This is a genomic window from Kitasatospora sp. NPDC002522 (genome assembly GCF_053595195.1).
Genome location: NZ_JBSFXE010000009.1, coordinates 137828 through 155121, shown reverse-complemented (window position 1 = coordinate 155121; position 17294 = coordinate 137828). Strand labels below are relative to the sequence as shown.

15 protein-coding genes are annotated in these 17294 nt (G+C 74.1%); 9 read left to right on the top strand and 6 right to left on the bottom strand.

The genetic code is table 11. From position 1 onward, the window contains the following. Positions 1–418 precede the first annotated feature (418 nt). Genes ACWD4U_RS10330 through ACWD4U_RS10305 form a run of 6 tightly spaced genes read left to right on the top strand, consistent with a single transcriptional unit; the run spans position 419 to position 6389 of the window. The gene (locus ACWD4U_RS10330) at positions 419–2458 is read left to right on the top strand and encodes a dehydrogenase E1 component subunit alpha/beta (protein ID WP_363450408.1); all 2040 of its coding nucleotides are present in this window, start codon (positions 419–421) and stop codon (positions 2456–2458) included. Then, positions 2455–2733, top strand: coding sequence for a phosphopantetheine-binding protein (locus ACWD4U_RS10325; protein ID WP_363450410.1), 279 nt, complete (start codon positions 2455–2457; stop codon positions 2731–2733). Before ACWD4U_RS10330 ends, ACWD4U_RS10325 begins: the two co-directional genes overlap by 4 nt. Then, complete coding sequence (locus ACWD4U_RS10320) at positions 2730–4007, top strand: acyl-CoA dehydrogenase family protein (RefSeq protein ID WP_363450412.1); 1278 nt, start codon at positions 2730–2732, stop codon at positions 4005–4007. The genes ACWD4U_RS10325 and ACWD4U_RS10320 overlap by 4 nt, the downstream gene beginning before the upstream one ends. Further along, entirely contained in the window at positions 4004–4642 is a 639-nt protein-coding gene (locus tag ACWD4U_RS10315; protein WP_363450414.1) for a GNAT family N-acetyltransferase, read from the top strand. Before ACWD4U_RS10320 ends, ACWD4U_RS10315 begins: the two co-directional genes overlap by 4 nt. Beyond that, positions 4639–5700: a hypothetical protein gene (locus ACWD4U_RS10310; RefSeq protein ID WP_363450415.1), complete on the top strand. Its 1062-nt coding sequence runs from the start codon at positions 4639–4641 to the stop codon at positions 5698–5700. The genes ACWD4U_RS10315 and ACWD4U_RS10310 overlap by 4 nt, the downstream gene beginning before the upstream one ends. Further along, positions 5697–6389: an alpha/beta fold hydrolase gene (locus tag ACWD4U_RS10305; protein ID WP_363450417.1), complete on the top strand. Its 693-nt coding sequence runs from the start codon at positions 5697–5699 to the stop codon at positions 6387–6389. Before ACWD4U_RS10310 ends, ACWD4U_RS10305 begins: the two co-directional genes overlap by 4 nt. A 58-nt stretch (positions 6390–6447) precedes the next feature. On the opposite strand, the gene ACWD4U_RS10300 is transcribed toward ACWD4U_RS10305, so the two are convergent. Beyond that, positions 6448–7797 carry a nucleotidyltransferase family protein gene (locus ACWD4U_RS10300; protein WP_363450419.1) on the bottom strand — a complete coding sequence of 450 codons (1350 nt, stop codon included), beginning with the start codon at positions 7795–7797 and terminating at the stop codon, positions 6448–6450. 23 nt (positions 7798–7820) lie between these two features. Further along, the gene (locus ACWD4U_RS10295; protein WP_363450421.1) at positions 7821–8759 is read right to left on the bottom strand and encodes an aminotransferase-like domain-containing protein; all 939 of its coding nucleotides are present in this window, start codon (positions 8757–8759) and stop codon (positions 7821–7823) included. Between the two features lie 179 nt (positions 8760–8938). On the opposite strand from ACWD4U_RS10295, the gene ACWD4U_RS10290 reads away from it, so the two are divergent. Next, on the top strand, positions 8939–9715 hold the full coding sequence (locus ACWD4U_RS10290; protein WP_363450423.1) for a hypothetical protein: 777 nt from the start codon (positions 8939–8941) through the stop codon (positions 9713–9715). A gap of 50 nt (positions 9716–9765) precedes the next feature. Here the strand turns inward: ACWD4U_RS10290 and ACWD4U_RS10285 are convergent, their stop codons facing one another. From ACWD4U_RS10285 to ACWD4U_RS10270, 4 genes are all read right to left on the bottom strand, one after another. Continuing rightward, positions 9766–10557, bottom strand: coding sequence for a hypothetical protein (locus ACWD4U_RS10285; protein ID WP_363450425.1), 792 nt, complete (start codon positions 10555–10557; stop codon positions 9766–9768). Between the two features lie 148 nt (positions 10558–10705). After that, the gene (locus tag ACWD4U_RS10280; protein ID WP_449787160.1) at positions 10706–11284 is read right to left on the bottom strand and encodes a GNAT family N-acetyltransferase; all 579 of its coding nucleotides are present in this window, start codon (positions 11282–11284) and stop codon (positions 10706–10708) included. A gap of 121 nt (positions 11285–11405) precedes the next feature. Beyond that, complete coding sequence (locus tag ACWD4U_RS10275; protein WP_363450429.1) at positions 11406–12038, bottom strand: AAA family ATPase; 633 nt, start codon at positions 12036–12038, stop codon at positions 11406–11408. Positions 12039–12156: 118 nt separating this feature from the next. Beyond that, on the bottom strand, positions 12157–14445 hold the full coding sequence (locus ACWD4U_RS10270; RefSeq protein WP_363450432.1) for a Dyp-type peroxidase: 2289 nt from the start codon (positions 14443–14445) through the stop codon (positions 12157–12159). A 263-nt stretch (positions 14446–14708) separates the two neighbouring features. On the opposite strand from ACWD4U_RS10270, the gene ACWD4U_RS10265 reads away from it, so the two are divergent. Further along, positions 14709–16658, top strand: coding sequence for a galactose oxidase early set domain-containing protein (locus ACWD4U_RS10265; protein ID WP_363450434.1), 1950 nt, complete (start codon positions 14709–14711; stop codon positions 16656–16658). Continuing rightward, entirely contained in the window at positions 16658–17290 is a 633-nt protein-coding gene (locus tag ACWD4U_RS10260; protein WP_363450436.1) for a hypothetical protein, read from the top strand. The genes ACWD4U_RS10265 and ACWD4U_RS10260 overlap by 1 nt, the downstream gene beginning before the upstream one ends. The last annotated feature ends 4 nt before the right edge of the window (positions 17291–17294 follow it).

Genomic DNA, 17294 nt, shown 5'->3' with positions numbered 1-17294 from the left:
CGGAAGGTGCGGGACCGGAGCGCGGGACCGGAGCGCGAAAAGAGCGCGGTCGAATGCGAAGCCGATGCGGCGAGAACGCGTGACGGCAGCATGCCGTCGGTGCACGGATACCAGACCGTACCACCGGCGGCCGTGGCGGTCGAGACCATTTCTCCGGCCCCGCCCCGCCGCACAATCGCGAGCCCCGTCGTACGTGTTCGTATCTTGGACAGCATCTCGCCTCCGTCGCGAAAGCGCCGTTATAGTGCGACCTCCGACGGGGGTCGGAGCGCCGATTTCGGCGGCCGCACGGGGGACGGGGCGACCAGATTTGCTCAGCGATTCGATTCAGCCTTTCGAGCAGGTGCTGCGATGTCGGGAGGAACGTGCCGACTACCGGCGAATCGGGCATTCGGTATTCATCCGCGCGCTCTTCGACATGCATTTCGTGCGGTTCTTCGAGACCGCGATGCTCGAGCGGGCCGCCCGCGGCGAGGTGACCGGGCCCGTGCACACGGCGATCGGCCAGGAGGTGGTGGCCGCCGCCGTGCTGCGCCACCTGCGGCCCGATGACCTCGTGGTCGGCAACCACCGCTCCCACCATCACCTGCTGGTCCAGAGCCTGACCCGACTCCTGCCGGCCGACTGGGATCCGCTGGCCGACGCCTTCCCCGACCCGGTGGCCAAGCACCTCGCCGCCTCGTTCGCCGAAGTCACGGCGCAGACCAGCGGGGTCAACCACGGAGCGGGCGGCTCGATGCACCTGCGCGACGCCGAGGTGGGCTTCGCCGGGAGCAGCGCCATCGTCGGCGGCGGGATCCCGCTGGCCGCCGGTCTCGCCCTGGCCCACCGCCGGCGCGCGAGCGGGGGCGTCGCGGTCTGCTTCATCGGCGACGGCGCGGTCAACCAGGGCGTCTTCCACGAGAGCGCGAACCTGGCGCGGCTGCTCGCGCTCCCGCTGCTGATCGTGGTGGAGAACAACGGCTACGCCGAGTCCACCCGGCCCGACGAGGCCTCGTCCGTCCTGCCGCTGGCCGGCCAGGGCGCCGCGCACGGCCTGCGCGCCGTCCAGGTCGCCGGCGACGAGCCGGCCGCACTCACCGAGGCCGCCGGGCAGCTCCTGGAAACCGTACGGGCCGGCCGGCCCGCCCTGCTGGAGGTGGAGACCTACCGGCACCTCGACCACGTCGGCCCCCGGCGCGGCAGCGCCGCGGGCTACCGGGACGAGGCGGAGGAGCAGCGCTGGCTGGAGCGCGACCCGCTCGTCTCGCTGCCCCGCACCCTGCGGCGCGAGGGACTGCTCCCGGACGGCGCCGACCTGCTGGTCGCGGCCGCCGCGGAGCGGGCGGTCGGCGCCGTGTGGGAGCGCGTGGCCGCGGCGGCGCCCCCCGGCGTCGAGCGGCTCGACCCGTACCGCCTGCTGCGCGGCGCCCCGCCCGCGGCGACCGCGGCGGCCGCGGCACCCGCCCCTTCCGGCCCGACCGTCCCGCTCACCTTCCAGGAGGCGATCGCCGAAGGACTCGGGCGGGCGCTGCACCGCGACCCGGACGTGCTCTTCCTGGGCGAGGAGGTCGGGAAGCCGGGCGGGCTGCTGGCGCAGTGCGGCCGGCTCGACCGCACGCTGGTCGGGACCCGGATCATCGACACCCCGATCTCGGAGGCCGGCTTCGTCGGGCTGGCCGGCGGCGCGGCCCTGGCGGGGCTGCGCCCGGTCGTCGAGCTGATGTACGGCAGTTTCGCGCTGGTCGCGGCCGACCAGCTGTTCAACCACATCGGGGTGGTCCGCGCCCTGTACGGCAACACCGCCAAGGCACCCGTGGTGGTCCGCACCAAGGTTCCCACCGGCCTGGGCTACGGGCCCCAGCACGGGCTCAACCCGGTCGGCCTGTTCGGGGCCTTCCCCGGCTGGCGGGTCCACGCCCCGGCGGACGCCCGCGAGTACCTGGGCGTCCTGAACTCCGCGTTGGAGTGCGACGACCCGGTGCTGATCGTGGAGTTCTCGCCGCTCTACGGCGAGCGCGCCGCGCTCACCGAGGCGGACTTCACGGCCCGGCTGCCGCTGGAGGGCGCCCGGACCGTCCGCGCCGGCAGTGACGTGACCCTCGTCGGGTACGGCCTGGCCCTGCACTGGGCGCTGGAGGCCGCCGAGGTGCTCGCCGCCGAGGGCGTCGACGCCGAGGTCGTCGACCTGCGGGCGCTGGACTTCGCCGCGATCGACTGGAGCACCTTGGAGGCGTCGCTGCGCCGGACCGGCCGCGGCCTGTTCGTCGACCCCGCCGCGCGGGGTCAGGCGATCGGCCCGCGGCTGGTCGCGGAGCTCGGTGCCCGCTCGCCCGGGCCGGTCCTGGCCACGCTCGCCTGCGCGGACGTGCAGCCGGTCGCCCGGGAGCTGGAACGGCAGGCGGTCCTCACCGCCGCCGACGTAGTACGGGCCGCTCGGCGGCTGATCGACAACCACACGGGAGAGGCACACCAGTGACCGAAGCGACGACGGCGGCAGCGCAGACCCGGCCCTCGGCGGACTTCCTCGACGTGCTCCGGCGTTACCTGCCGGGGCTGGCGCCGCAGCAGGAGCCCGCGCCGGACACCGAGCTGGCCGCGTACGGCCTGGACTCGATGGGCTCGATCTCCCTGATGCTCGAACTCGAGGAGACCCTCGACGTGACCTTCCCCGAGGAGCAGCTGAGCGCCGACACCTTCCGCACCGCCGGCACCCTGTGGGCGTCGGTCTGCCTGCTGCGGCCGGCCGGATGACCGGCACCGGCCCCGCTGCGCCGGGCACCTCGGCCGAGGACGCGCTCGCGCTGGCCCGGCGCCTCGGCGAGGAGTTCGCCGCGGACGCCGCGAAGACCGACGAGTCCGCCGAGTTCCCGTCGGCGCAGGTCGGCCGCCTGCGCGAGACCGGACTGCTCGGTCTGCTGGTCCCGGCGGAGTTCGGCGGCATGGGACTGGGGCTGCCGGAGCTGGTCGGCGTCGGCCGGTTGCTCGGCCACGGCTGCACGTCGACCGCGATGATCTGGGCGATGCACTGCCAGCAGGTGGCGACCGTGGTCCGGCACGGGAGCGCGGCGCTCCGCCAGGAGGTGCTGCCGCAGGTCGCGGCGGGTTCCTTCCTGCTGGCGTCCATCACCACCGAAGCGGGCAAGGGCGGCCACCTGTTCTCCGCCGAGGCGGCCCTCGGCACCGACCGGGACGGCCTGCTGCTGGAACGGGACGCGCCGGTGGTGACCGCCGGCATGGAGGCGGACGGGTACCTCGTCACGATGCGGACGGGTGCCGACCGCCAGGCGAACGACGTGTCCCTGGCGTTCGTGCCGCGTTCCGGCGCCGAACTGGACTTCCGTTCCGGCTGGGACACGCTGGGCATGCGCGGCACCGCCAGCGTCGGCCTGCACCTGCGGACCCGGCTGACCGCGGACCAGCTGGTCGGCGGGCCCGGCGGGTTCCCCGAGCTGGCCGTGGCCACGCTGGTGCCGGTCGGGCACCTCGCCTGGTGCTCGGTCTGGCTGGGGGTGGCCCAGGGGGCGCTGGCGCACGTCGTCGGCCTGCTGCGCGACCCGAAGGTGCGCGCGGGCCGGCAGCGGTCGGACCTGGCCGCGCACGACCTGGCCCGGGTGCGGCTGCGGCTGGACACGGCCGCGGCGCTGCTCCAGGCGTGCCTGAGCGAGTACCAGGAGCTGGACGCCCGTACCCAGGACGGCCCCGGACGGTACTCCGACGTCGCGTTCCAGCTGCACATCAACGGGCTGAAGGTGCACGTCTCGGAGTCGGCGTTCGCCGCGGTGGACGAGCTGGTCACCATCGCCGGCCTGCGGTACGGCTACACCCGCTCGCCGGCCACCCCGCTGGAGCGCGCCTTCCGCGACCTGCGGGCCGCCGCGCTGATGTACTCCAACGACCGGCTGCTCGTCGCCAACGGGCAGCTCGCCCTGCTCGACCGGCAGGTCCGGTTGGCCGGTCTGGCCGCGGACCCGGCGACGCCGCCGGCCGGCGCGCCGTTCCGCCACGCCGCCGGGCCGGGGCGATGACGGCGGCCGACCTGACCGCGGTGGGCCCGCTGGAGGGGGAGCTGGTCCGCCTGCTCCCCCTCACCGCCGAGCACGCCCCGGCACTGCTGGAGGCCGCCCGGGAGCACCGCGAGCGCTACCGGTTCACCGACGTCCCGGGGAGCCCGGAGGCGATGCGCGCCTACGTCGAGCGGGCCCTGGCCCAGCGGAGCGCGCAGGCGGCGGTGCCGTTCGCCGTCACCGCCCGGCACGACGGGCAGGTGCTCGGCACCACCCGGTTCTGCTACTTCGAGTACTGGCGCCGCCCGGCCGACCGGCCCCACCGACCGGCGGGCCGGCCCGACGCCGCCGAGATCGGCTACACCTGGCTCGCCCACCGGGCCCAGGGCACGGGTGTCAACCGGGAGTCGAAGCGACTCCTGCTGGAGGTCGCCTTCGAGCGGTGGGCGCTGAGCCGGATCACGTTCCGCACGGACGCCCGCAACGCGTACTCCCGCCGGGCCCTCGAGTCGCTCGGCGCCCACCTGGACGGCGTGCTCCGCAGCGCCCAGGCCGGCTACGACGGCACGGTGCGGGACAACGCCGTCTACTCGATCCTCGACCGGGAGTGGCCGACCGTGCGTGCGCGCCTCGCGGCACCGGGCCCGTCCCGGTGAGCGCGCCGGCCGGATTCGGCGCGGCGACCGCCGGGCTGCACGTGGTCGAGGCCGCCGCCGGGCTGCCCCGACACGTCCGCAAGGTGCTCTCGCCCGCCGCCGGGAACGTGCTCGGGATCGGCCCCGGCATCGGCCTCGACCAGGGCGACTGCCACTACTGGGCCCGCGAGCGGGACTTCTACCGGGCCGTGGCCGCGGGCGGCGACCCGCTGGGCGCGGCCGGGACGGCGCTCCGGCCGCCGCGGGTCCTCGACCTGCGGGACCGGCCCGACGGCAGTGCCGTGCTGGCGCTCGAGTACGTCCCCGATGCCGGCGGCGACGGACCGGACCACTACCGTCGGCTGGCACTCCACCTCGGCGCCTTCAACGGCGCCGCGCTGCGGCGGCCCGCCGCGGACCCGCAGGCCTGGCTGAGCCGCGGCTGGCTGCGCTGGTGGTTCGGCGCGACCGTGCCCGCGACGGTGGCGGGCCTGCGCCGGCTCCCGGCGGACGCCCGCGCCGAACTGGCCCGGGTGGTCGACCCCGACCGCGCCGTCGCGCGGGCGACCGCCGTCTGGCGGGCCCGCGCGGCGCTCCTGGACGCGCTCGACCGGGCTCCCCTGACCCTCAGCCACCTGGACGCCCACCGGCGGAACCTGCTCACCGCGCCGTCCGGCCAGGTCGTGGCCATCGACTGGTCCTACGTCGGGTTCGAGGCGCTGGGGGCGGACGCCGCGCAGCTCTTCGCGTCGAGCGCGGCCCGGACGCTGATCCCGGGCGGCGCGCTCGACGAGTACCGCGCCGCCGTCCTCGACGGCTACCTGGCGGGGCTGCGCGGCGCCGGGGTGCCGCCGGACCTGTGCGACCGGGTGCCGCACTGCTTCGACCTGGCCGTCTGCGCGCGGTGGGGGGCCACCCAGCTCTTCTGGGCCCGCCACCTCACCGATCCCGCGGCCCGGCGGGCCCTGGAGCTGCGCTGGTGGGCCCGCCCCTACCGGGACGCCGCGCCCGACCTCGCCCACCTGGACCGTTTCCTGGCCCGCCTGGACCTGACCGCCCTGACCGGCGGACTCCCGTGAGCGCCGTCTTCGTCCTGGTGCACGGAGCGTGGACCGGCTCCTACGTCTGGCGCCCGGTCCGGACCCTGCTGCGCCGGGCCGGCCACGAGGTGTTCACCCCCACCCTGACCGGCCTGGGCGAGCGGGTCCACCTCGCTCATCCCGGCCTCGACCTGGACACCCACGTCCTGGACGTCGTCAACCTGCTGCGCTACGAGGACCTCCGGGAGGTCGTCCTGGTCGGCCACAGCTACGGCGGGGCGGTCGCCACGGTGGCGGCGGACCGGGTGCCGGAGCGGATCGCGCAGCTCGTCCTGCTCGATGCGCTGCTCGTCCGCGACGGCCGCTCCGTCCAGGACCTGCGCCGCCGGGCGATCCCGGAGTCCGAGGACTGGGTCGCGCCGCCGCACCTGCCGCACGTCCCCGCACAGCGGCTCGCCCGGATGCTGCCCGCCGCCCGGCTCTCGCTGCAGCCGGCCCGGACCTTCCGGCAGCCGGTCTCCCTCGCCGAACCGCCGGAGGAGCGGCCGTTCGGCCGTTGGTACGTCCGCGCCGCCCGCCGCGGCGCCTCCGCGTCCTACGACACCGCGGCCGAGCGGGCGCGGACCCACCAGGGCTGGCACTACCGCGAGGTGGACGCCGGTCACGACCTGATGCTCTCCGCGGCCGAGGAGACCGCCCGGCTGCTGGCCGAGACCGCCCGCGGCTGACCCGGCCGGCCGGGTCGGCCGGGCCCGGCCGGCGGCTCCGGTCCTGCACCGAACGGGCTCAGCCCCGCGCCGCGGCGGCGACCAGGCCGGCCGGGAGCGCGAAGTCGACGGTCGGGACGAAGCTGTCGCCGATCGCCCGGATCAGCGTGCCGCCCCCGGTCTCCTCGCGCACCATCTCCTCCGACAGCGCCGACGCCTCGCCCCGGCCCGCGGACGCCGCCGCGGCGCCCGGCTCGACCAGCGCGGCCGCCAGTTCCACGGGGACGAGCCGCACGCAGGTCCAGTTGTTCAGCCCGGCCCAGTCGACCGGCTGCGCCTCGGCGTCCGGGACGACCTGCAGCGGGTGGTCCTTGCCGTACGCCTCGCGGGCCGACGCCGCGACGGCGTCGGCCCGCTCGGGCGGGAGGCCGAGGACCCGCAGGGCGGTCTCGCGCGCATGGGCGACCGTGATCTCGCAGCGCTCGGCCGGGTCGGCCCGGTCCACCGGCGGGACGGGCTCGGCGGCGACGTCCGGCAGCAGCGCCGCGAGCGCCTGCGCCTGGTCCGCGGTCAGTTCGCACCAGGCCGTCACCCGCCCCAGGCAGGTGGCGAGGAACGGCAGCAGGCCGGCCGCGTCCAGCGTCTCGTGCAGGTACCGGGCGTCGGGGGCGCGGTCCAGGCTGAGCAGCAGGTCGTTGACCGCCTTGGCGGTGATGAAGCGGTCGCCCGCGGCGTTGGCGACCACCGCCGCGATGTCGTCCTCGAAGGCCACCGGCCCGCCCGGGGTGCCCCCTCCCCCGGCCGTGCGGCCGAGCGGCATCAGCCCGCAGTGCCGGACCGAGTACGGGCCCGCGTGGATGTCGATGGAGAGCCGGTTGCGCTCTGCGGTGGTCAGCCGGATCTGCCCGTAGAGCTCGCCGGTGCGCAGGTCCCGCTTGAACCACGGGAGCTCGATGTCCAGGTAGATGTAGCCGTCCGCGCGCAGGCGGCGGGCCAGCCGCCAGGCGTCGTCCACGGTGCCGACCAGGACGTCGAGGTCGCCGACGTCGCGGACCGTGCCCGCCGGGTAGAGCGGGCGGAAGGAGAAGCCCTTCATGGTCCACCAGGTGATGCCCTCCTCCTCGGCGAACCGGGTGACCGCCGCGCCGACCGCGGCGGAGCTGGCCCAGCGGTCGGCCATCACGGCGGCGCGGGCGGTGATCCGGTCGGCCAGCTCGACCAGCAGCTCCCGGTGCTCCCCGCCCTGGTCCGCCAGCCGCAGCGCGGTGGCCCTGGCCATCGTGCTGATCTTGTGCCGGAACAGCAGGTCGGCGGCCGCGGCCGGGCCGACCTCGGCGAGCGCGGCGAGCATCTCCGTCCGCTGTCGGGCGGGCTGCAGCAGGCCGAACGCGAGCAGGGCCTCGTACGGGTCGGCGCTCGTGGTGCTCATGGTCTCCTCTTTCTCGGATGGGTTCAGGACCGGGCGAGCCCGGCGAGGGAGCGGTCCAGCGCCGGCAGGCAGCGCCGGGCGTCGGCGTCGGACGCCCCGGTGAAGGACAGCCGCAGGGCCGGGCGGTCCCAGCCGAACGCCTCGCCCGGGCCGGTCAGCAGCCCCTCGGCGGCGAGGGCGGCGTGCGCCCGCTCCTCGCTGGTCCCGGCGGCGAGCAGCAGGGACAGGGACGGCCCGCTCCCGTGGCGGAGCTCCACACCGGCGGGCGGGCGCACCCGCTCGGCGACCCGGCGGCAGCGCTCGGCCGGCTCGAGCAGGCAGGTGCGCACCGGCTCGGCCAGCCCGGTCGCGGTGATCAGGTCGGCCCACGCGTACTGCCAGGCGGTCGGCGGGCCGCCGCCGCCGGGCCGGTCGAGCCCCCGTCCGCCGGGGGTGACCTGCCAGCCGACGGCGCAGCCGCCGCCCGCGACCTTGTGCAGGCTGCCGACCAGATGCGCCCGGACCGGCCGCGGGGCGTCGGGCGCGCACCAGTGGTAGGCCTGGTTCACCACGACGCGATGACGGTCCGCGAGCTCGTCGAGGCGGGCGGCCTCGGCTGCGGTCAGCGTCCGCCCGTCGGGGTTGCGCGCCGGGCTGGTGATCCACACGACGCTGCCGTCCGGGTACCTCCCGTCGTCGGCGAGGATCTCCTCCCAGGTCAGCGCGAGCACCGGGACGTGCCGGGCGGCGAGCCGCGGCACGCTCAGGAACGTGGGCCGCTCCACCACCAGCGCCGCGGCGCCCGCCACCAGCGGGGCGACCTGCCCGCGAATTCCCGAGGTGACGGCCAGGTCGGCCACCGGAAGGTCGAGGTGATCGGCCAGCGCCTCTCGTAGTTCGGGTACGCCGGTCCGCGGCGCGGTGTCCCGTGCGCGCGGCGCGTCGATCGCCCGGGAAAGGCACTCACGCCATTCCTCCCGCATTCCATGGCCCCATTCATGAATGGGACCGGTGAGGTCAATCGGTGCAATTCTCGCGGCCACTGGAAAATACCCGCCCCTACTTGACCGAAAGCCGATCCGGTGATGAGATGCGAATGCCCTGACGGACGCCGGAATGAATATGTGGAGGAATCGCAGCGGTGATCGAAGCGGACGCCTGTATGGCGCACCTGAAAGACCTCGACCTGCTTCCGGACGGCCTGGTGGCCGTGCTCGGCGTCGGGTCGACGGCCCGCGGCTGGGGAAACGAGTCGAGCGACCTCAATTTCTACGTGATCTCGGCCGAGCCGTGGACGCGGGCGGGCGTGCCCGCCAAGTCCGCACCGCTGGTGCCCTCCGCGGTGCCGGTCACCACGGCCCGGGTGGACGGGACGCGCTGGAAGCTGAAGCACTGGTCCGAGGGCCAGGTGGCGCAGATGCTGGCGAAGGTGACCTGGGAGCGGTTCACCGCACGGACGGGCGACGCCTCCCCGCTCACGGAGATCGAGGAGCTGTTCCTCGAGCGCCTGGAGAGCGCGGTCCCGGTGGTCGGCGGGGACTGGCTGGCGGCCCGCCGCGACCAGGCCGCGGCGAGCGCCTTCCGCGCCTTCAGCTCGCTCGGCTCGACCCGGGCCGCGGAGCGCAGCTCCCGCGACGCCCTCGACCGGCTCCGGGCCGACGACCCGCACGGCGCGGTCCTGACGGCCCGTCAGGCTTTCGGGCACGCGGTGGACGCCTACCTCGACAGCCGCGGCAACCACGGCACCTTCACCCCCAAGTGGCGCGCCCGCCGGGTGGCCGAGACGCCCCCCGCGTGCCTGCCCTTCGACCGGTACTGGGCGCTGGAGACCGCCGCCCGCCTCGACCCCGACCGCCCGGCGGCCTGGGTGCACGAGGTGGTGGACGCCTGCGCCGCGCTGCTCGCCGAGACCGGCACGCCGAGCGCCCCGGCCCGCTGATCCGTCCCGACTCGCTGCTCCGCCGCGGCCGGCCGACCGGCCGGCCGCGGTCAGAGCACGACCTCGAAGGAGATCTCCCGGCACAGCGCCAGCACGCTCTGCAGCCAGGGCAGCGGATCCTCGGGGTCGAGGTCCTGCATGGTCTCCAGCCGCCAGTAGGCGTCGAAGGGGAGGATCTTGGAGTCGACGATCCGGACCCGGCGGGACCGCCACTTGCCGTCCCGCGCCACTTCGCCGTGGAAGGCCATCAGCGCGTCGACGGCGAACTGGAAGGCCAGGTGCGCCGAGAGGACCGCCGCCTCGAAGTCCCCGGACTCGATCAGCCCGGCGACGTCCTCGGTGTAGGTGTCGACCACGTCCAGCTGGGCGGAGGCCGCCAGCGACCTGATCGCCGACTCCCCGATCTGCCGACGGCGCTCCTCGATCCACTCCTCGCCGGCGAGCACGATGGCGTGGTTCATCCGCTCCAGGATGTTGAGTTCCTTCTGGATCGGCGAGGTGACCAGCTCCGCGCTCTTGGGGTCGTGCTCGAAGACCGCCCAGGACACCTTGTCCAGCAGCTGGTCGATCTGCGCGTCCTGCCAGTACTCCACGGTCCAGCGCATCTTGTCCACGTGCGCCACCGCGAAGGGCACGGTGTCCGGTGTCAGCGCGACCGGGACCCGGGTCGTGACCTCGCCGGTCCACGGCTCGTCGCAGATGATGTAGACGTCCAGGTCGCTCGCGGCGTGGCCCCAGCCGCGGGCGATCGAGCCCGCGATGTAGGCCGCCCGGAAGCGCTCCGGCAGCAGGCCGCGTCGGCGCAACTCCGGCAGACACTCGGCGAAGTCGGGTAGTTTCAAGGTCAGTTCCTCCTGTGCAGGCCCTGCGGACAGGGTGGTGCCGGAGGCAAAGCTAGGCAGCACGCCCACGTCGGGGCCACCTATTCGGCACCGACCGAATCACCCGGGATTGCGGTCGGCCGGCCGCGACCCGCCGCATGACGGACGCTCAGCCGCCCGCCGGGCCGCGTCGGCCGGCCGACAGCCGCTCCACGAGGCGCGTCCTCGCCGCCGGCCAGTCGGCCCGGTCCATGGTGTAGACGAGAACGTCCCGCCGGGTCCCGTCGGCGCGCAGCAGGCCACCCGGGGTACACCCCTCCAGCCGGGCGCCGATCCGGCCGATCGCCTGCTGCGAACGGACGTTGCCCACATCGATGCGCCACACCACGGTGCCGAAGCCGAGCGCGTCGAAGGCATGGCCCAGGACCAGCAGCTTGGTCTCGGTGTTCGCCGCGGTCCGCCACCAGCTCCGCCCGAACCACGTCCCGCCGAGCTCGATCCGCCCGTCCGGCGATCCCCAGCTGTGCAGGCCCGTCATCCCGATCGCCCCACCCGACACCGCCTCCACCACCGCGAAGGCCACCCGCCGCCCCTCCGCCACGTCCCTGACCCGCCCACCCACGAACGCCCGCATCTCGGCCTCCGTCCCCGGAGCCGCCGTGCTCAGCCACCTCCACACCTCACGGTCACCCCCACCGGCCCGGAACAGCTTCGGGACGTGACGAAGGGCCAGCGGCTCGAGCCGCACATGACGACCCGCCAGAACCACGGGCACCGGAGTGGAGGACACCTCCCGACGCTACCGGCTCGTACCCCGTGGACGACACCCGAGGCCGACGCGTGGACTGCGGTCGGACGATCCTCGTGGCTCAGTCGAACCGGATGTGCCTGGCCCCGGTCCAGGCGCGGCGAAGTCGCCCGCGCAGCGCGCCGTCGGTGTTCGGGGCGATCGTCAACCCGGAGGAGGCGGCGATGTGGTCGGCGACCTGCGGGATCGTCAGGCGGTCGGTCCACAGGTGCTCGGCGAAGTCCGGCTCGCGCAGGCGCTCCAGGCACAGGTCGAGCTTCGAGAGGGCGAAGCTCTCCCGGCGCAGCGGGGCGTCCTTCCCGGCGACGAACCGCAGGGCGTGCCCGAAGCCGCGCTCGCGCAGCCGTCGCAGCACCGTCTCACGCTCGGCCAGCAACGCGAAGTGCCGCACATCGTGGCCGCGCTCCCGCAGCCGCCCGACGGTCTCGCGGAAGTACTCCGGCTCCACGACCGTCATCGGCACGATCACCACACCGTCGTGCCCGGTGAGAACCCGGTCCAACACCTCGTAGACCCCCTGCCGCCAGGCGGGCAGGTCCTGGAAGTCCCCCTGCAACGCCGGGGGCGTCATCCGGTGCAGACCGAACCCGACGTGCTCCGGGTCGCAGACGACGCTGCCGGCCAGCCGCCGCCGGATCTCGTGCGCGGTCTGCGTCTTCCCGCCGCCGAAGGGCCCGTTGATCCACAGGAGCATGCCCCGAGCCTACTGCGCCGCGGTCTCTCCACATGACGGGCCGTCGGTCCGCCGCGTCACGTGCCGGCTCCGGCAGCCGCGCTCACCAGCGCAGCCACCGGAGCCGGCGACGGACGCGTCAGGTCAGCGACTTCCACCCGCCGACGCTGCGGTCCTCCTCCACGATCCGGTCCTCGTGGTCGCCGCCGTCCGCGATGCTGACGGTCCGGCACTGGTCGCGGTGGAAGACCCAGTAGGTGGAGACGCCGTTGAGGCGTTGCATGTCGGGGACGGGGAGGATCGTGGTGATGCGGGTGATGTTGGCGAAGCAGTCCCAGTCGGAGATCAGGCGGTCGGGGACGACGAGCGCGTCCTCGTGGTGGTCCCCGTCGGCGATCGAGATCACCCGGAAGAGCTGCCGGCCGTCGCGGGTGTGGAAGAGCCAGTAGAGGCTCTTGCCGCCGACCTGCTGACGGTCCGGCACGGGCAGCAGGAAGTCGACCCTGACCACGCCGTCCAGGGACTTCCAGGCGGTGAGCGGGGCGTCGGGCCGCTCCTGCACGTCGGTGTGCTCGCGGCCGTCCTCCATCGAGATCACCCGGTACACCTGCGCCGTGAGGGCCGGCGTGTGGAACAGCCAGTACCAGGTCTTGCCGCCGACGCGCTGCCGGTCGGGGAACGGCAGCAGGAAGTCGGCGCGGCGGACGCCGTCGAAGGAGTCCCATTCGGCGACCGGCCGGTCGGGGGCTTCCTTGACGTCGGTGTGCGCGCTGCCGTCGGCGATCGAGACCAGCCGGTAGACCTGCTTGCCGCCGACGGTGCGGAAGGCCCAGTACCAGCTCTTGCCCTTCTCGCGCTGCATGTCCGGGACGGGCCAGAACGCGTCGACGGGCTGGCCGAGTTCGGGCTGGTCCCTGCCGGGGAGCCGCCCGTCGCCGAGCGCCTTGAGGACGGTGATCGACGGGGCGAAGGCGTACACCGTGCCCTCGGTCTTCACGAAGCGCTGGAAGCCCAGCTTGACCGGCTCGCCGTCGTCGTGTTCCCAGTAGACGGTGCCGTCGACGCCGACCATGGCGTCGGGGCCGGGCTTCGGGGGCTCGCCCTTCGGGACCGTCCGGTTGGGCGGGAAGCCGGGGGCGTCCATCCACATGTTCTGGATGAACTCGAACTGGCTGACCAGGTCGGCCTGGTAGGAGACGAACAGCAGGCCGCGCGGGTCGTCCGGCCCGCCCGGGCCCTCGGCGGCCGGGTCGAAGGGGTGCCCGTACGGGGTGCCGCGCCGCATGATCCGGCGGCGGTCGATCACCGGGTTCTCGGGCAGCGGCTGCTCGCCGGGCATCTCCTGGAGGGCGTCGCGCGGGTTGGTCTTGCGCAGGTGCGAGAAGAGCGGGGTGGTGTGGCCCTCCAGGTCGTCCAGGTAGCTGATGTCGTTGTCGTTCGCGGCGACGGTGTTGAACGGCGTGTCGGCGTGCGGGCACTTCGCGACGGGCGTGCCGGAGCGCCAGCGGCCGACCACCCGGGCGGCCAGCCACTCGACGGTGGCCTCCTGCGGGACGGCCTTCTTCTCGATCAGGACCGGCAGCAGCCGGGCCAGTTGGGCCCACCAGCCGGGCACGTCCTGGGCGAGGCGCCGGACCACCTGGAAGGAGCCGTTGAACGCCCACGGCGCGTCGGTGACGGGCAGCACCCCGGGTTCGACCCGCGGCAGGCCGACGACGAACTCGCCGGGCGGGATCAGCCGGGTGCCCGGGTGGTCCTTGACCCACTCCGGACGCAGCGGGTCGGGCTCGTCGAAGCCCACCACGCCCGGCTCGCTGACGCCGTCCTTGAAGCCGAAGTGCTCCTTGCCGCGGCGGGTGCCCGGCAGGGTCGCGCCGTTCTGCTGGAAGACGATCGCCACCTTGGCCTGCGCGGCGGCCTCGCGCTGCGCGGTCACCTCGGCCTGGAGGTCGGCGACGGTGTCGGCGGCGATGGTGAGCACCGCGTGGACGGACTCCTCGGTGCGGTTGTTGCCGAAGATCCACTTGCTGGGGTGGCTGTCGCCCTCGTCCTTGAGGATCTTGTACCGGTCCACCGGGCCCTGCTGGAAGGCGCGCAGCGTGTTGTCGTCCTCCTTGGGGATCGGCGGGTAGGGCTCCTTGCCGGTCAGCTTCTCCAGCCCGTGGTAGGTGAAGCTGACGCCCAGCCAGGTCGCCTTGAGTCCGGTCGGTTCGCCGCCCGAGCGCTTGCGGGCGTCGCTGTAGGCCTTGTTGAAGACGGCGACCTGCTTGGTGGTGGCGATGCGCGGGGTCAGCCGGCGCAGCCAGCCGCGCGCCTTGAGCGGGTCCTCGAAGGTCAGGAGGAGCAGGACCGTGTGGTCCTTCTTGAATCCGGCCAGGATGTCGCCCTGGATGTCCTCGTTGTCGCGCAGCGGCAGATCAGTCGGCATGCACCCTCCCACGGTGGTAACTGACGGCGACGGTCAACCGAATGCTACGTATTCGAACTTCATGATCCCTCCAGGCGCGCCCGAGTCGCCAACTCTCGCGCGCCGGACGTGACAACGGCTCTGACCTGCCGTCAGACTAGCGGTCGTCCGCTGACGAACGTTCGACGTCACGTCGGCCTCGCGCTGCCTTCGGGCTCCCGGCACCGCCTCCCGGGGGCCGTCGCCCGCCGACGTCGGTCACTCTCCGTTCCAGAAGGAAGTCCATGTCCCGTACCGCACCACCCTCCCGCTCCCGGCTGGCCGCCGCGGCGGCGGCCTGCGTCCTCGCCTCCGCGCTGACCGCCTCGCTGCTCGCCGTCTCCCCCGCGGCCGCCGGCGCCCCGGACCCGAACGGCGCCGCCGCGTTCACCGCCGAGCAGGTGGACGCCGCCGTCGACCCGACGGAACTCGCCGAACTCGGCCACGACGAGGCCGCCTACCGCGCCTGGATCCGGCTGGAGAGCCGCGCCGCCCAGGGCGCCCGACGCGCCGAGGGCGGCCCGGACAACGGGTATCCGAACCCGATGCGGATCAACCGGCTGAAGGCGCTGACGGACAGCCAGAAGGCCACCAACAGCGCCTTCGACCCAATGGTCTTCGGGAAGTTCACCGACTACTTCCCCTCACCCGACTACGGCGACCACATCGCGCTGCTGCCCACCGGCAAGGTGCTGATCTTCTCCTTCGAGGCGGTCGAGACCGACCCGACCAAGGAGCCCGCGCCCACCAACGTCATCGGCATGGCCAACGCCGGCCGGGCCTTCCTGTGGGACCCGGCGAAGGGCACCGGCGCCGCCGCGTTCAAGAACGTCGCGCCGCCGACCGTGGAGCTGGACGACGGCACCGGCGCCAAGCGCCCGGCGCCGTTCTTCTGCGCGGGCCACGCGTACCTGCCCAACGGCATGGTCGGCGTGTTCGGCGGCAACCTGGGCGGCAACGGCGGTGCGGGCGCCAAGCTGTCGCTGGTCTTCGACCCGTGGAAGGAGCAGTGGACCCAGAACCCGGACATGCAGGTCGGCCGCTGGTACCCGTCAGTGGTGACCGGCGCGGACGGCCGACAGCTGATCATGTCCGGCCAGTCCGAGCTGGGTTGGGGCACCCCGACGCCGATCGTCGAGCGCTTCCCGGCCAAGTCGGTCACCCCGGAGAAGGACCCCGGCAAGGTGCCGATGGCCCCGGTGGACCGCTTCGGCGCCGACGCGCCGTTCACCCAGGACTACCCGCAGCTGTTCTCGCTGAACGACGGCAAGGTCTACGGGCTCGGCCGCGTCCCGAGCGAGCAGTGGGTGTTCGACCCCAAGGCGGAGACCCGCGCCGACCTCCCGGCCCGGCCCGACCTGAAGCCCGACATGCAGCCCGGCGACCCGGCCTGGCGCAACTACGGCTCCGCGGTCGCCCTGCCCGGCGGCGTCAACGGACCGGACTCGGTGCTGGTGCTCGGCGGCGACCGCAAGGACCCGAACACCTACCAGCTCTCCGGCGGCCAGTGGAGCCTGGCCAAGCCGCGCGCCTTCGGCCGCACCCAGGACGACACGCTGATCTTCCCGGACGGCAAGCTGTTCACCGTCAACGGCGCCTTCGACATCCGCGACTACGGCAACGGGCCGTACAACCCCAACGCCGACCTGAAGTACCGTCAGACCGAGTTCCGCGACAACGAGGGCAACTGGAAGCTCGGACCGGTCCAGCGGCTGCCGCGCGGCTACCACTCCAACGCGGTGATCCTGCCGGACGGCCGCGTCATGATCACCGGCGACGAGCTGCAGCAGATCGCCAACAACCCCGACATCAAGTCCGGGATGAACGGCACCATCGAGATCTACGAGCCGCCGTACCTGCAGAGCGGCAGCCGCCCGGCGCTCGACTCCGCGCCCGGCACGCCGGTCCGCTTCAACGCCGAGTTCCCGGTCACCACCTCAACCCCGGAGAAGGTCAGCCGGGCCGTGCTGCTGGCGCCGATCACCTCCACCCACGCGGTCGACACCAGCCAGCGCCACCTGGAGCTCCGGATCAACGCCCGCAGCGGCGGCCAACTCACCCTCCAGGCCCCGCCGTTGGCCGCGGCCGCGCCGCCCGGGTACTACATGCTCTTCCTGCTCGACGCCGCGGGCGTCCCCAGCGCCGCCAAGTGGATCAAGCTGGAGGCCAAGCCCTCCGGCGGCCAGATTCCCTGATGTCCCCCACCGCCCGGGAGTACGCGCTCCCGGGCGGCTCCCCCTCCGAGGAGTCCGCCGCGATGCCCCGTCCCCGCACCCTCATCACGATCCTGGCCGCCGGCGCGCTCGGCGCGGTGGCCCTGGTCGCCCCGGCCGCCTGGTCCGAACCCCGCGCCGTCCCGGCCGCCCCGGTCTCCGGCGTCGGCACGCCGGCCGTCCGGACCACCTGGAACGCCGACCGCTTCCAGACCGGCTCGCAGGCCTGGATCGACCTCCCCGGCGCGACCGTCCCCGACTCCACCGGCCGCGGCCCCGGCTTCGACGGCGTCTTCGTCGTCCACTTCGACGCCGACGCGATCTGCGAGTCCCCGGTCAACAACGCGGTCTGCTCCGTCCGCGTCCTGGTCGGCGGCAAGGTCGCCGCCCCCGGCGACACCAACGCCCGCTTCGTCACCGCCCGCGGCAACCCCGAGTGGAGCGCCCACGGCTACACCCGCACCGCCTGCTTCGCCCCGCTCTTCGACGACCGCGACGCCACCACCCAGGTCCAGGTCCAGGTCAGCACCAACGCCACCTTCGGCCTGCAGAACTGGCACCTCACCGTCGAACGCTTCCCCCTCCGCGCCGGCACCACCTGCCCGGCCGGCTGACCAC